14 protein-coding genes are annotated in these 13,901 nt (G+C 70.6%); 10 read left to right on the top strand and 4 right to left on the bottom strand.

From position 1 onward, the window contains the following. Nucleotides 1-12: 12 nt before the first annotated feature. The 6 genes from ACUZ2Y_RS02970 to ACUZ2Y_RS02995 all read left to right on the top strand — a co-directional run bounded on the left by ACUZ2Y_RS02970 (nt 13) and on the right by ACUZ2Y_RS02995 (nt 6,861). Entirely contained in the window at nt 13-267 is a 255-nt protein-coding gene (locus ACUZ2Y_RS02970) for a bacteriophage holin (protein ID WP_476326625.1), read from the top strand. Continuing rightward, entirely contained in the window at nt 258-560 is a 303-nt protein-coding gene (gene tatA / locus ACUZ2Y_RS02975) for a Sec-independent protein translocase subunit TatA (protein ID WP_476326627.1), read from the top strand. Before ACUZ2Y_RS02970 ends, tatA begins: the two co-directional genes overlap by 10 nt. A 20-nt stretch (nt 561-580) precedes the next feature. Further along, nucleotides 581-1,540 carry a twin-arginine translocase subunit TatC gene (gene tatC / locus ACUZ2Y_RS02980; RefSeq protein ID WP_476326629.1) on the top strand — a complete coding sequence of 320 codons (960 nt, stop codon included), beginning with the start codon at nt 581-583 and terminating at the stop codon, nt 1,538-1,540. A 34-nt stretch (nt 1,541-1,574) separates the two neighbouring features. Beyond that, a complete protein-coding gene (locus tag ACUZ2Y_RS02985; RefSeq protein ID WP_476326631.1) occupies nt 1,575-2,459 on the top strand; it encodes a diacylglycerol/lipid kinase family protein in 885 nt (294 codons plus the stop codon). Nucleotides 2,460-2,524: 65 nt separating this feature from the next. Continuing rightward, nucleotides 2,525-5,302: a DEAD/DEAH box helicase gene (locus ACUZ2Y_RS02990; protein WP_476326633.1), complete on the top strand. Its 2,778-nt coding sequence runs from the start codon at nt 2,525-2,527 to the stop codon at nt 5,300-5,302. An 887-nt stretch (nt 5,303-6,189) separates the two neighbouring features. Next, entirely contained in the window at nt 6,190-6,861 is a 672-nt protein-coding gene (locus tag ACUZ2Y_RS02995; RefSeq protein WP_476326635.1) for a DUF4333 domain-containing protein, read from the top strand. Between the two features lie 337 nt (nt 6,862-7,198). On the opposite strand, the gene ACUZ2Y_RS03000 is transcribed toward ACUZ2Y_RS02995, so the two are convergent. Continuing rightward, nucleotides 7,199-8,131, bottom strand: coding sequence for a 5'-3' exonuclease (locus tag ACUZ2Y_RS03000; RefSeq protein ID WP_476326637.1), 933 nt, complete (start codon nt 8,129-8,131; stop codon nt 7,199-7,201). 72 nt (nt 8,132-8,203) lie between these two features. Here ACUZ2Y_RS03000 and ACUZ2Y_RS03005 point away from each other — a divergent pair, with 72 nt between their 5' ends. From ACUZ2Y_RS03005 to ACUZ2Y_RS03020, 4 genes are all read left to right on the top strand, one after another. Continuing rightward, nucleotides 8,204-8,770 (top strand): ArsR/SmtB family transcription factor, encoded by a 567-nt coding sequence (locus tag ACUZ2Y_RS03005; protein ID WP_476326639.1) that lies wholly within the window; start codon nt 8,204-8,206, stop codon nt 8,768-8,770. After that, nucleotides 8,767-10,026, top strand: a complete 1,260-nt coding sequence (locus ACUZ2Y_RS03010) for an MFS transporter (RefSeq protein WP_476326641.1) — start codon at nt 8,767-8,769, stop codon at nt 10,024-10,026. Before ACUZ2Y_RS03005 ends, ACUZ2Y_RS03010 begins: the two co-directional genes overlap by 4 nt. 25 nt (nt 10,027-10,051) lie before the next feature. Further along, a complete protein-coding gene (locus ACUZ2Y_RS03015) occupies nt 10,052-11,182 on the top strand; it encodes a M24 family metallopeptidase (protein WP_476326643.1) in 1,131 nt (376 codons plus the stop codon). 70 nt (nt 11,183-11,252) lie between these two features. Then, nucleotides 11,253-11,711 carry an Lrp/AsnC family transcriptional regulator gene (locus ACUZ2Y_RS03020; RefSeq protein WP_476326645.1) on the top strand — a complete coding sequence of 153 codons (459 nt, stop codon included), beginning with the start codon at nt 11,253-11,255 and terminating at the stop codon, nt 11,709-11,711. Here the strand turns inward: ACUZ2Y_RS03020 and ACUZ2Y_RS03025 are convergent. The 3 genes from ACUZ2Y_RS03025 to ACUZ2Y_RS03035 all read right to left on the bottom strand — a co-directional run bounded on the left by ACUZ2Y_RS03025 (nt 11,697) and on the right by ACUZ2Y_RS03035 (nt 13,886). After that, entirely contained in the window at nt 11,697-12,146 is a 450-nt protein-coding gene (locus ACUZ2Y_RS03025; protein ID WP_476326646.1) for a GNAT family N-acetyltransferase, read from the bottom strand. The genes ACUZ2Y_RS03020 and ACUZ2Y_RS03025 overlap by 15 nt on opposite strands. A gap of 25 nt (nt 12,147-12,171) precedes the next feature. Next, nucleotides 12,172-12,450, bottom strand: coding sequence for a hypothetical protein (locus ACUZ2Y_RS03030; RefSeq protein WP_476326648.1), 279 nt, complete (start codon nt 12,448-12,450; stop codon nt 12,172-12,174). A gap of 386 nt (nt 12,451-12,836) precedes the next feature. Further along, complete coding sequence (locus tag ACUZ2Y_RS03035) at nt 12,837-13,886, bottom strand: GDSL-type esterase/lipase family protein (RefSeq protein ID WP_476326650.1); 1,050 nt, start codon at nt 13,884-13,886, stop codon at nt 12,837-12,839. Nucleotides 13,887-13,901 lie beyond the last annotated feature (15 nt).

Here is a 13,901-nt window from a genome sequence, read left to right on the forward strand (position 1 = left end):
TAGGGTTGGCCCGTGCCGTACTTGCCTAGTGCGGCGCTGGCCCTGCTCGGGCTGGCGCTGTTGGGATTCTTTCTGGTCCGCGTTGTCCGTGGGCTGGGTCGGGTGCGGACCGCTATCGGAACCGCCAAGGGGACGTTCGACGACGGATCGGGCCTGCTTAGGGCCCGTTCGGCCGCGCTGCGCGTCGCTTTGGCCGATCGGAAGCGGTCCGCCGGGCGCGTAGCATCTACAGGGCGAAGTGAGACAGGAGGACAGCCGTGCCGCTAGGACCGTGGGAAATCCTCATCATCGCTGTGGTGATCATTCTGCTGTTCGGTGCGAAGAAGATGCCAGCGATGGCACGTTCGCTCGGGCAGTCGATGCGCATCATCAAGGCGGAGACCAAGGGCATGCGCGCTGATGAGAAGGAAGCCGAGCCGACGGCGACCGCCGACGTGAAGCCGGAGCCGCAGCAGCTGCCCGCCGCCACGCCTCAGCAGACTCCTGAGCAGTTGCAGAAGCAGATCGATGACCTGCAGGTCAAGCTCGACAAGAGCCAGCCGCACAAGAACGCGAGCTGAGAGGATCGGTTCGCACGGTGGTGCGTGATACGCCCCGCCGGGAGGGAAGCCGTCGCGAGAAGCGGAAGATCCGCAATCGCCGGCACAACCCCGACGGCACCATGTCCCTGAAGGACCACCTTTACGATCTTCGTAACAGGCTCGGTCTCGGTCTTCTCTTCATCGTGCTCGGGGGCGTGTTCGGCTTCATCTGGTGGGATGTCCAGCTCGGTCCCATCCCGTCGCTGAGCAAGATCCTGCTCCAGCCGTACTGCGCGCTGCCCCCGGAAGCCCGGTTCTCGCCCAACGACAAGTGCCAACTGTTCCAGCGCCAGCCCTTCGAGGGCTTCATGGTGCGGTTCAAGGTCGGTATCGCGGCGGGCATGGTCGTCTCGGCGCCGCTGTGGCTCTACCAGCTGTGGGCGTTCATCACGCCGGGCCTCTACGCGAAGGAACGCCGCTTCGCGTTCACCTTCGTGATCTTCGCGTCGATCCTGTTCGCGGCAGGCGCGGTGCTCGCCTTCGTCGTCATCCCGCAGGGCTTGGACGTGCTCGTCGGGTTCGGCGGCAGCGCGTTCATCACCGCCTTGGACGCGGGGTCCTACATCTCGTTCGTGCTGGTGATGCTGCTGATCTTCGGCGTGAGCTTCGAGCTGCCGCTGCTGGTCGTGATGCTCAACCAGGTCGGCATGCTGCCGTACGCGAACCTGAAGCGGTGGCGGCGCGGCATCGTGTTCGGGCTGTTCGTCTTCGCGGCGTTCGCGACGCCGGGCACGGACCCGATCTCGATGGTCGTGCTGGCCGCGGCGATGTGGCTGCTGTTCGAACTCGCCGTGCAGGTCACTCGAATCCACGACAGGCGCAAGGCGAAGCGGGAAGCCGCCGAAGCCCTGACGGGGCTGAGCGACGACGAGGCCACGCAGATGAACTACGCTCCCGAGCCGGTCGAGCCCAGCAAGCCGGTGGCGAATCTGGGCAAGGACTTCGACGACGTGACCTGACCACCCCGGCCAGGTCCTGGGTACGGGAGAACACGTGGGCATTCGGGCGGCGCTGGCGGTTCATCCTGGGTCCGGACATGGTGCCGCGGGTCGGGCGTCGGGTGCGGTCGCGGAGAAGCTCCGGGCGGCGGTCGACCACCTGACGATGGTCGAGGCGAACTCGGTGGCGGAGTCGCGCGCGCTGATGGTCCGGGCCCGTGACGCGGGTCTGGACCTGCTCGTCGTGCTGGGCGGCGACGGGTCGGCGCACCAGGGTGTCCAGTTCTGCGCCGATCACGACGTGCCGCTCGCGGTGGTGCCCGCGGGCACCGGCAACGACCTTGTGCGAGCCCTCGGATTCCCGATGGAGTCCCTTTCCGCGGCCGACGCGCTGGTCGAGGCGATCGGCGCGGGCAGGCGTAGGCGGATCGATCTGGGGCGGGTGGGCGACGAGTGGTTCGCCAGCGTGCTGTGCGCCGGGTTCGACTCCGCGGTCAACGAACGGGTGAACCGGATGCGGTGGCCGCACGGGCCGCGACGCTACGACCTGGCGATCCTGGCCGAGCTGGCGGCGCTGCGGCCCAAGCCGCTGGTGCTCGACACCGAGGACGGCCGCGTCGAGCTGGACGCGACGCTGGTGGCGGTGGGCAACACGGCGTACTACGGCGGTGGCATCCCGGTGTGCCCGGACGCGGACCCGGCCGACGGACTGCTGGACGTCACGATCGTGGGGAAGGCCTCGCGCCTCGACCTCATCCGGATCCTGCCGAGCCTGCGGACCGGCAAGCACGTTTCGCACCCGGCGGTGCGCACCATGCGCGCGCGCCGTGTTTCCGTCGGCGGGGACAACGGCTGGGTCGCGTATGCCGACGGTGAGCGCATCGGTCCGCTGCCGTGGGCCGTCGAGTGCGTGCCCGGCGCTCTGGAGATCGTGGGCTGACGGCACGCGGCGTGCCCTGTGGATAACGGGCGACGCCTGTCGGTCGGATGTGAAAGCCTTGCGTTGTGTCCGCAAGCTCATCCCGCACCCCCGCTGAGGCGTATGCCGCCTCCCGGCGTCGCGCGCGCAGCCCGAAACTGGCTGAGTTCGCCGCCGAGCTGTCCTTCGAACTCGACCCGTTCCAGACCGACGCGTGTGCCGCGTTGGAGGAGGGCCACGGTGTCCTGCTGTGCGCCCCCACGGGCGCGGGCAAGACGGTGGTCGGCGAGTTCGCGGTCCATCTGGCCTTGTCCGAGGGCCGCAAATGCTTCTACACCACGCCGATCAAGGCGTTGTCGAACCAGAAGTTCGCCGACCTCACCGCCCGCTACGGCGCGAAGTCGGTCGGTCTGCTGACCGGCGACACGTCGGTGAACGGCAACGCCCCCGTGGTCGTGATGACCACCGAGGTGCTGCGCAACATGCTCTACGCGCGATCCGGGGCGTTGGAGGGGCTCGGCTATGTGGTGATGGACGAGGTCCACTACCTGGCCGACCGGTTCCGCGGGGCGGTGTGGGAGGAAGTGATCCTGCACCTGCCCGAATGGGTGAACCTGGTGTCGCTGTCGGCCACGGTGTCCAACGCCGAGGAGTTCGGCGAATGGCTCGTGGCGGTGCGCGGCGACACCGCTGTCGTGGTCGACGAGCACCGGCCGGTGCCGCTGTGGCAGCACATGCTGGTCGGCAACCGGATGCTCGACCTGTTCGCCGGGTCCGAGCCCAGTGGGATCGAGCTGCGGATCAACCCGGAACTCGTGCGCCGCGCCGACGAGATCGGCCGCTTCCACACGCCGTGGCACGGGCCGCGCTCGCGCGGCGGTCGGGGCTCAGGCGGCAACGGTGGGCCGCGGTTCAAGCCGCCCTCACGGGTCGAGGTCGTGGAGCGGCTGGATTCGCAAGGTCTGCTGCCCGCGATCGTGTTCGTGTTTAGCCGCGCGGGCTGCGAGGCGGCCGTGTCGCAGTGCGTGCGCTCGGGGCTGCGGCTCAACTCCGAGGACGAGATCGCCGAGGTGCGGCGGATCGTCGACTCGAAGACGCGCGACCTGCCCGACGCCGACCTGACGGTGCTCGGGTTCTGGGAGTGGAAAGAGGCGTTGGAGCGCGGGTTCGCCGGGCACCACGCCGGGCTGCTGCCCGCGTTCAAGGAGACCGTGGAGGAGCTGTTCCTGCGCGGCCTGGTGAAGGCGGTGTTCGCGACCGAGACGCTGGCGCTGGGCATCAACATGCCCGCGCGCACGGTCGTGCTGGAGAAGCTGGTCAAGTACAACGGCGAAGCGCATGTCGAGCTGACCCCGGGCGAGTACACCCAGCTCACCGGCCGCGCCGGCCGCCGGGGGATCGACGTCGAAGGCCACGCGGTCGTGGTGTGGCAGCCCGGTCTCGACCCGAAACAGGTGGCCGGGCTGGCCTCGACCCGGACATACCCGCTCAAGTCATCGTTCCGCCCGGGCTACAACATGGCGGTCAACCTGGTCGACCGGATGGGCGCGGTGCAGGCCCGCGAGATTTTGGAGCAGTCGTTCGCGCAGTTCCAGGCCGACCGCTCGGTGGTCGGGCTGTCCCGGCGGGTCGAGCGCAATCGGGAGGCGCTGGCCGGGTACGCGGAGTCGATGACGTGCCACCTGGGCGATTTCACACAGTACGCGGCGCTGCGCAAGCAGATCTCCGACCGGGAGAAGGCGCTCTCGCGGCAGAACAGCGCGGCCCGGCGGAACGAGGCGGCGCACTCCCTGGAGCAGCTGCGCAAGGGTGATGTGATCGCGGTGCCCGCGGGCCGCCGGTCCGGGTTGGCGATCGTGATCGACCCAGGTCTTGACGCGATGGGCGAGCCACGGCCGCTGGTCGTGACCGAAGACCGGTGGGCGGGCAGGCTGTCCGTGTCGGACTTCCCGAACCCGGTGACGGTGCTCGGCCGGGTTCGGCTGCCCAAGCAGGTGGACGTGCGCTCACCACGGTCCCGCCGAGACCTGGCCACGACCCTGCGCGCGGCCGGGATCGAGCTGCCCCCACGGGTCCGGCGCCGCACCGGCGTCGACGACGACGCCGACTTGGCGGCGGCCCGCCGCGCGTTGCGCGCACACCCATGCCACGGCTGCGACGACCGGGAGAACCACGCCCGGTGGGCGGAGCGGTATCAGCGGTTGCTTTCCGAGACCGAGCAGGTAGAACGCAAGGTCGCGGCGACGACCCACTCCCTGGCCCGGGCGTTCGACCGGATCCGCGGCCTGCTGACCGAGCGCGGCTACCTGGCGCCGGGGACGGGGGAGAAGCAGGGCGAACAGGTGGTGACCGAACACGGCAAGCGCCTCGCCCGCCTCTACAGCGAGTCGGACCTGCTGGCCGCGGAGTGCCTCCGCCACGGCGTGTGGGACCGCCTGAACCCGGCCGAACTGGCGGCCGTGGTGTCGTCCCTGGTCTTCGAGGCCCGCCGCGACGGCCCGATCGAGGCCCGCGTCCCGGGAGGCGCCGTCGAGGACGCATTGAAGGCAACGGCCCAACTCTGGGCCGAACTGGAAGGCGACGAACGCCACCACCGGCTGGAGAAGACCCGCCAACCCGACCCAGGCTTCGCCTGGACGGTGTACCGCTGGGTCCGCGGCGAGTCCCTGGAAAAGGTGATCACCGCCGCCGACTCGGCAGGCCAGGAACTCTCCGCGGGCGACTTCGTCCGCTGGTGCCGCCAGGTAATCGACCTACTGGACCAAATCCGAGACGTCATGGGCGAAGGCGCCCCCGTCGGCGCCACAGCCCGCGAAGCCGTCAAGGCGATCCGCCGAGGCGTGGTGGCGCTGGCGACTGCCTAGGGGAGTGAAGTCCCACCTGGCCGCCATCGCGACCCGCACCACCCGACGACACCACCGAACCGACGATCCGCCCCCGGACTTGAGGGCGGAACCCACAGAGACCCGACGCGAGCCGGGAACGATCGGGCAAGAGCGAGGGCCGCACGAAACGGCCCGAACGCGAGTACGGAACCAAGGCGGCCCGAAGGTGGGGAGTGGGCGAGGTGCGGACCGGCGTGGCTGCAACGGGAGGGCGGCACGAAGGTGCGGAACGCGCAGGGGGGTCCGAAGGTGCGCGGAACGCGCAGGGCGGTACGGAGGTGCCGGAACGCGCAGGGCGGTACGAACCGTGCCGAACGGGTAGGGCGGCACAAAAGGTGCCGGAACACGCAGGGCGGTACGGAGGGTGCCGAACGGGTAGGGCGGCACGAAGGGCCGGTACGAAGGTGCCGCGAAGATCAGGGAGCGGAACGAAACAGCCCTCGAACGCAAGGGGCCCAACAGAACGGCCTGTTTGGGTGGCTCGCCTTGATTCGGGGGAAATGGGGCTGAACTCGCGGTGCGGGTGGGGTTCCTTCGCCCCGCCTTTTAACCCGCACAGCCCCATTTCGAGGGGTCCCCGAATCAAGGCGAACCACTCAAACAGGCACCCGGCAACGAGAACCCTGCAGACCACGCAACGTCAGCAGCGCGGCCGCCGGCGGCGCATGGCCAGCATGGGCGTGGCTACGGCGTCGCTGTGAGGTGGCGGTCAAGCCATGGTGTGATCAGGTGACAGGTCATTGCGGTGTGGTGAACACGCCGCCAGTCAGGCTGGGGTTGACCGGCGGGCTGTGGTTGGATCGCGCGCAGAGGTGTTCGATGTTCGGGCATTGGGCGCGTGACCTCGATTCAGGCGGAGGCGAGACATGAGCAGCCCTTATGGGCCGTCCGGTGGGAATGATCCGCAGCAGTGGGGGCAGCCGCAGCAGCCCTACGGTGCCGGTCCGACACCACCCGGGACTCCGTCTGGCGGGTTCCCCGCCCAGGGCGGTGGGTACCCGCAGCAGCAGCCTTACGGGCAGCCGCAGCCCTACGCCCAGCCCGGCGGCGAGCAGCAGCAGCCCTACGGCCAGCCCGGTGGCGGCCAGCAGCCGCAGCCCACGCAGCAGTACCCCATGGGTGGGTATCCCCAGCAGCAACAGCAGCCTTACGGGCAGCCGCACCAGCAGGGCGGCTACCCGCCTCCAGGCGGATACCCCGGCGTGCCTGCCAAGAAGAGCAGCACCGGCCTGTGGATCGTCGTCGTCGTTGTCGTGCTCCTGGCGGGCGCGTTCGCGGTCACGGGCTTCTTCAAGCCCGGCTTCCTCGTCACGAAGGTCTTCGACCAGGTCGCCGTGCAGGACGGTGTGAAGTCGATCCTGACCGACAAGTACAACATCGAGAAGGTCGAGTCGGTGACCTGCCCGTCGGACCAGGCGGTCAAGAAGGACAGCCAGTTCACCTGCGAGGCCACCATCGATGGTGAGAAGCGCACGGTGAACATCACGGTCCGCAACGACAACGGCGAGTACGAGGTCGCTCCACCGAGCGACAAGTAGTCCCTGGATTTCACCATCGGGCGCGTGACCGCAAGCCGGTCACGCGCCCGAGCTGTCTCCAGATGGCGACGTTGTGGAACTGGTTGGGCTGGGTTCGGCACGAATTGGCCGCACACCGGCGTCGTTCTCGGTCAGCGCCGCGCGGGCGGCGCTGCGGCCTGGCGGCAGGCTGTTCGTGATCGACAGGCGCTTGGCCGACACCCCGCTCAACCGCGCACTGGCTGGGTCTACCGACGCACCGCGGGCTGGAGCGGCGTCGACGTGCCGGCGACTGCGTGGGGACTGCGCGGGGAGTTCGATCAGGTGCGCACGCCCGACCGGCCGCCGGTCGTGGCGTTCACCGCGATCCGGTGATCGCGGCGATCAGCCGGTCGACCGGCGCGCCGAGGTCCCAGCGCTCCTGGAGTTCGCGGACCCGTTCCAGGTCGGCGATCTCGGTCGGCATCTTCTGCTCACCCCGGATGTCGAGTGGCGCGTCGGTGGCGACGGCGACGACCTTCGGTGCGGCGGCGAGGTACTTGGCGTCGGCGACGAACGCCGTGCGCACCCGCAGGGGGACGTCGCTGGACGGGTCGGCGGCCGCGGCCACCAGGGCGGAAAGCGAGCCGAACTTGCTGATCAGCTTCGCCGCCGTCTTCTCGCCGATGCCCGCGATGCCGGGCAGGCCGTCGGACGGGTCGCCACGCAGGACGGCCATGTCGGCGTAGGCGTCGCCGCGTGGCGGCAGGCCGTAGCGCTGGGCGAGTTCGAGCGGTCCGATGACCTCGGCCTTCGACCAGCCGCGCCCCACGTAGATCACCCGTGTGTGGGTCGGCTCGTCGCGGACGCACTGGAACAGGTCGCGGTCGCCGGTGATGATCTCGACCGGCGCGTCGGTCTCGCGGTCGGCGAGGGTGCCGATGACGTCGTCGGCCTCGTAGCCGATGGCCTGGGCCATGCACAGGCCCATCGCGTCGAGCAGTTCGATGATGATCGGGACCTGCGGGGTGAGGGTGTCGGGGACTTCCTCGATGTTGTTGACCGGATCAGCCACCCGCTGCGCCTTGTAGCTGGGGATCGCGGCGACGCGGAAGGCCGGGCGCCAATCGGCGTCGAGGCACGCCACCAGTCGCGCGGGGCGGCGTTCGGTGATGATCTGGGCGACCATCCCGGCGAAGCCGCGCACGGCGTTGACGGGAACGCCGTCGGGGGAGGTCATCGACTCGGGGAGGGCGTAGAAGGACCGGAAGTACAGCCCTGCCGAGTCCAACAGCACGAGGGGTCCGCTCACGAGGGGAAGCCTGCCACAAAAAGATCGCAGAGACTTCTTTGCAAAGAAATCTCTGCGATCTATGCTCGGGATATGGGGCAGCCGACTTATCACCAGATGAACGTCGAGGGCCTGAAGGTTCTCGCCCACCCGATGCGCGTTCGCCTGCTCGGGCTGCTGCGCACCCACGGCCCGGGGACCGCCTCCGGGCTGGCCCAGCGGCTGGGCGAGAGCTCGGGGACGACCAGCTGGCACCTGCGACAGCTCGCCGACGCCGGGTTCATCGAGGAGGACACCGAGCGCGGCAACCGGCGCGAGCGGTGGTGGCGGGCCGCGCAGGACTACACCGAGTTGCGAGAGCGGTCCCTGCCCGAGGACGACCCCGAGGTGCAGGACGCCCTGGTGGCCTACATGAGCCACATCATCGAGGGCTACCGCGACCGTGCGATCGGCTTCGTCCGCTCCCGGCACACCTGGGACGAGCCGTGGCGGCACACCTCGTCGATGTCGGACTGGCTGCTGCCGATGGGCGCGGAGCAGGCGCGGCGGTTCTTCGCCGAGATCGAGACGGTCGTGGAGCGCTACCGCCGTCCGGCGGCCGAGGGTGACCAGGCGTTCGCCGTGCAGTTCCAGGCCTTCCCGATCGAGACCGACCAGTGAACCGGTCCCCGCTGGTCGCGCTGCTGGTCGCGAACGCGCTGTCGGTGTGCGGCACGACGATGACGTTCCTGGCCGTGCCCTGGTTCGTCCTGCAGACCACCGGCAGCCCGGCCCGCACCGGCTTGGTAGTCGGGGTCGAGGTGGCGGGCGCGGTCGTCGCGGCACTGGCCGGCGGGCCGGTGATCGACCGGCTCGGCAGGCGCCGCAGCAGCGTCATCTCCGACTTGGCGGCGGCGGTGGTGGTGGCGCTGATCCCGCTGCTGTTCGCCACCACCGGCCTGCCGTTCGGGCTCCTGCTGGCCTTGGCGGGCCTGCTCGGCATCACCAGGACGCCGGGGGAGACCGCCCGCTGGTCGATGATGGCGTCGCTGATCACGTTGTCGGGCGCGGGCGCCACCCGCGTGCTGAGCGCCTACGACGGGGTCAGCCGGGGTGCGAAGATGGTCGGCGCGCCGCTCGCGGGCGTGCTGATCGCCGTCATCGGACCGCAGCAGGTGCTCTACGTCGACGCGGCGACGTTCCTCGTCTCCGCGCTGCTGATCCGGCTCGCCGTGCCCGACGTGGGCGCCGGGGAACTGGTCGACGGCAGCTACTTCGGGCGGCTGCGGCGCGGGTTCGCGTATCTGCGCGGGGACCGGCTCATGGTGGCGATCCTGCTGATGGTCATGGTCACCAACCTGCTGGACATGGCGGCCGCGGCGGTGCTGATTCCCGTCTACGCCGACGATGTCCTGCACAGTGGTGTGCTGCCCAGCAGTGTCTCCTTAGGACTGATCTTCGGAGTGTTCGGCGGCGCGGCGATGCTGGGGACCGTGCTGTACGCGTGGGTCGGGGCGCGGCTGCCGCGGCGGATCACCTACACGGTGGCGTTCCTCGTCGTGGGCGGCCCGCGGTTCCTGGTGATGGCGGCCGAACCGGGGCTGACGGTGATCCTGGTCGTGATGGGTGTGGCCGGCGTGCTGTGCGGCGCGATCAACCCCATCTTGGGCGTGGTGCAGTTCGCGCGTGTCCCCGACGACGTGCGGCCGATGGTCACCGGCGTCACCACCGCCGTCGTGCTGCTCGGCGGCCCGGTGGGCGCCGTCGCGGCGGGGGTGGCGGTCGAGGCGGCCGGACTGGGGCCGACCCTGGTCGCGGTGGGTGTGGCCTACCTGGTGGTGACGGTGTGCCCGGTGGTGTTCCCCGTGTGGCGGGAGATGGACGCCCGGCCGGTGTCCGAGCCCGGCCCCGTGCCGGTCGCCGCGGCGACCCCCTAGGCCACACAGGACTAGGCTGCAGATCATGTCGACCACTGCCCTCTCCCTTGACCCGACGCTCTTGCGGGCCCGTCTCGACAAGGCCCGCGCGGCCGCGGCCGCCGCAGGCGTCGATGCCATGGTGATCGCGCCGGGCACGGACCTGGCCTACCTGCTCGGCGCGACCGGGTCGTCGTTCGAGCGGCTGAGCTGCCTGGTCGTGACCGCGGGCGAGGCCGTTCTGGTGGTGCCGAAGCTGGAGGCGCCCGGCTACGCCGACGCGCCCACCGAAGCGCTCGGCGTGCGGGTCGCGACCTGGGTCGACGGGGAAGACCCGTACGCGCTGGTCGCTGCGCTCCTCGGCGACGCCGGGCAGGTCGCCGTCGGCGACGTGCTGCCCGCGCTGCATGTGCTGGCGCTGCGCGACGCCCTCCCTGGGGCGCGGCAGGTGCTGGCCGGTCCGGTGATCGGCGAGCTGCGCATGCGCAAGGACGCCGCCGAGGTCGACGCGCTGCGCAAAGCGGGCGCGGCGATCGACCGGGTGCACGCCCGGATGGGCGAGTGGCTGCGCGCGGGCCGCACCGAGCGCGAGGTCGGCGCGGACATCGCCGCCGCCATCGTCGAAGAGGGACACGTGTCAACCGAGTTCGTGATCGTCGGGTCCGGCCCCAACGGCGCCAGCCCGCACCACGACCTGTCCGACCGGGTGATCGAGGCCGGTGACGTCGTCGTGGTCGACATCGGCGGCCCGATCGCCGAGGGCTACAACTCCGACAGCACCCGCACCTACGCCGTCGGCGAGCCGCGCGACGCCGATGTGCGCGAGACGTACGCGGTCCTGCAGCGGGCGCAGCGCGCCGCGGTGGAGTTCATCCGGCCGGGCGTGACCGCCGAGCAGGTCGACGCCGTGGGGCGTGAGATCATCGCCGAGGCCGGGTTCGGGGAGTTCTTCATCCACCGCACCGGCCACGGCATCGGCCTGGACGTGCACGAGCACCCGTACATCGTCGCCGGGAACTCGCTGGTGCTGGAGCAAGGCATGGCGTTCAGCGTCGAGCCGGGCATCTACCAGCCGGGCCGCTGGGGCGCGCGGATCGAGGACATCGTGGTCGTCACCGCCGACGGTGTGGAGCCGGTCAACACCCGCCCGCACGACCTGGTGGTGTTGCCGGCATGAGCGAGCTTGCGAGCGAATCGTCGACACAGCGTCTTCGCGAGTGCGGCCACCGACCTTGTGAGGTGGTCGCATGACTGCCGAGAACGTGTTGGAGCCGATCGACAAGGCCATTGTCCGTGAGCTGTCCGCCGACGGGCGGTGCAGCTTCACCGACCTCGCCGAGCGGGTCGGGCTCAGCGTGTCCGCGGTCCACCAGCGGGTGCGCAGGCTGGAGCAGCGCGCGGTGATCCGCGGCTACTCGGCGCGGCTCGACGCCGAGGCGATCGGGCTGCCGCTGACCGCGTTGATCTCGTTGACGCCGATCGACCCGGCCGCCCCCGACGACTACCCGCAGCGGCTGGTGCACATCAGCGAGATCGAGTCGTGCTACTCCGTCGCGGGCGACCACTCCTACGTGCTCCTCGTGCGGGTCGCGTCGCCCGCGGGGCTGGAGGAGTTGCTGCGCAAGATCCGTGAGGAGGCGAAGGTGTCGACCCGCACGACCGTGGTGCTGTCCACACCGTACGAGGGCCGCTCACCCGCGTTGTAGTCGGAACGTGGCGATCTTGAGGCCGGGCGCGGGTTCGACGGTGCCGGTCCGGATGAATCCGGCGCGCTGGTAGAGCGACACCGCGGGGGTGTTCTCGGCTCCGGTGGCGACGGTGACGTCGCCTTCGGTGCGGTCGAGCAGCGCGCGCAACAGGGTCGTCGCCAGGCCGCGGCGGAACCAGGACGGGTCCACGCACAGCCGGTCGATGTCGACTCTGTCGTGCTGCGCCCACGCGATGAACGCGACCGGCACACCGTCGGCGCGGCAGCCCAGCCAGCGCAGCGGCTGGGCGCGCATGTCCGCACGGGACTCATGCAGCGGCGGGATGCCGTCGAACCCGATCAGGTCGGCTTCCACCCGGTAGGAGCGCAGGCCGACGGCGTGCACGGCGGTCGCGGTGGCGTCGTCAGTGAGGTCGAGTTCTTCGGGGATCACCGGTGAGTTGTACCGCGCCCGCTGGTCAGCCGCCGAACGCTTTCTGCATGCGCTCGAACTCCGCCCACACGTCGGGCGGCAGTAAGCGCGCGGCGGCTTCGTGTGCGGCGCGCAGCAGGGACTGCCTGGCGCCGGCCAGGCGGGCGGTGTCGTAGGTTTCGCCGTCGGCGGTGAAGGTGATCCGGCCGGTGGGGCCGCCGATACCCGCGTCGCCGCGGTCGTCGGTGTCGAAGGCACCCGCGTCGCGCAGGTCGCGGTAGAGGGCGGCGCGGGCATCGGCGGTCGGGGGACCGTGCGGGTCCAAGGTGGAGTGACGCGGCCGTTGCCGGGGTGCCAAGTCATGGTCGCGTCGGTGGTGGTGAACGTCAGGGTCCACTCGTACTGCCGCGCGGGAAGCATTCCGCTGTCGTAGGCGATGGTGCCCGCGAAGTCCTCGGGCATGTCCGAGGGCGGCGACGAGCAGCCGGCGAGGACGAGGACCGAGGCGACCGCGAGGGTGCGCGCGATCATGAGCCGGCGCCCCACTGCTTCTGCTTCTGTTCGAACCCATCCCAGACCGTCGCGGGCAGCAGGTCCACGCCGGTGTCGCGTCGTCACATCCCGGGCGATTGGGCCGTCGTTCTCTGAGCCGTACAACCACGCACGTCACCACAGAAGCGACCGCGCCGCACTCCCGGAGGGGGCGCCATGTTACGGCCCGAGGCTGGTGGCGGCGTGCAGGTCGCCGGTCGCGCCGGGCAGGCAGGCGGCGGCGCGGTCGGTGGTGGTGAGGAACTCGCCGAGGCAGCGGCCGAACGCGGCATGGCCTGCCGCGTTGGGGTGGAAGGATTCCTGCAGGGCGTGGGTGGAGCGGGCCTCGTCGCGCAGGTCGGCCCAGCGGACCGAGAGGCGGCTGAACCACTCCCGCGCGGGATCGTCGCTGGAGCACGCCTCGCGGCCGACGGCGGCGCGGGACAGGTCGAGGAAGCGCACCCCGGACTCGCGGGCGACGCGGCGCACGCCCTCGGTCATCAGCGGCACCGCGGTCTCGCGCACCCAGCGCAGGTCGCCTTCGCGGAACGGGCAGCCGTTGAGGTTGCGCAGCGAGGCCAGCGCGTCCGGGCCGATCGGGGCGGCGTAGGACTGCAGGACGAGGTGGTAGTCGGTGGGCTGGTAGCCGGCCTGGTGCATGACTTCGCGGATGTCGTCGATGGCGGCCAGGACCTTGGGCACCATCGCGTCGACCCGGCGCGGCCATTCGTCGCGGTTGGCCTCGGCGCAGCCCGGCTTGCGTTCGTCGAACCAGGCCTGGACGCAGGCGTCGAGCACCCGGGCGAAACCGGGATCGTCGTTGGCGCCCACCGAGAGCAGGATCGCCACGACCCGCTTGCCCCGGGCGATGATGCCGAGCCTGCGGGCCTGGGAGCCCTCGGTGTACTGCTGGGTCTCGCCGAGGCCGACCTGGGCCGAGGGGGCGCCGGAGCAGGCGAGGTTGATCGTCTCGGCGACCGCGCGCAGGGCGGTGTGGTGGATGGAGGCGTTGGTGGAGCGGTGGCACCAGTTGCCGCCGTCGCCGTCGGTGCCGGGTTCGTAGTCGCCCGCGGCCTCGCCGGAGATCGTGGAGTCGCCCATGGCGACGAGCACCCGGGGACCGGTCGGCGGTGCCGGGGCGCGGGGCGGGTCGCCGCCGACCATGACGAATCCGCCGATCAGGATCGCCACCAGGAGCAGGGCGGCCGCGGGCCATCGGAACCGTCGCATCACCGTCAATCTTAG

The sequence above is a fragment of the Actinokineospora sp. UV203 genome, from assembly GCF_056323665.1.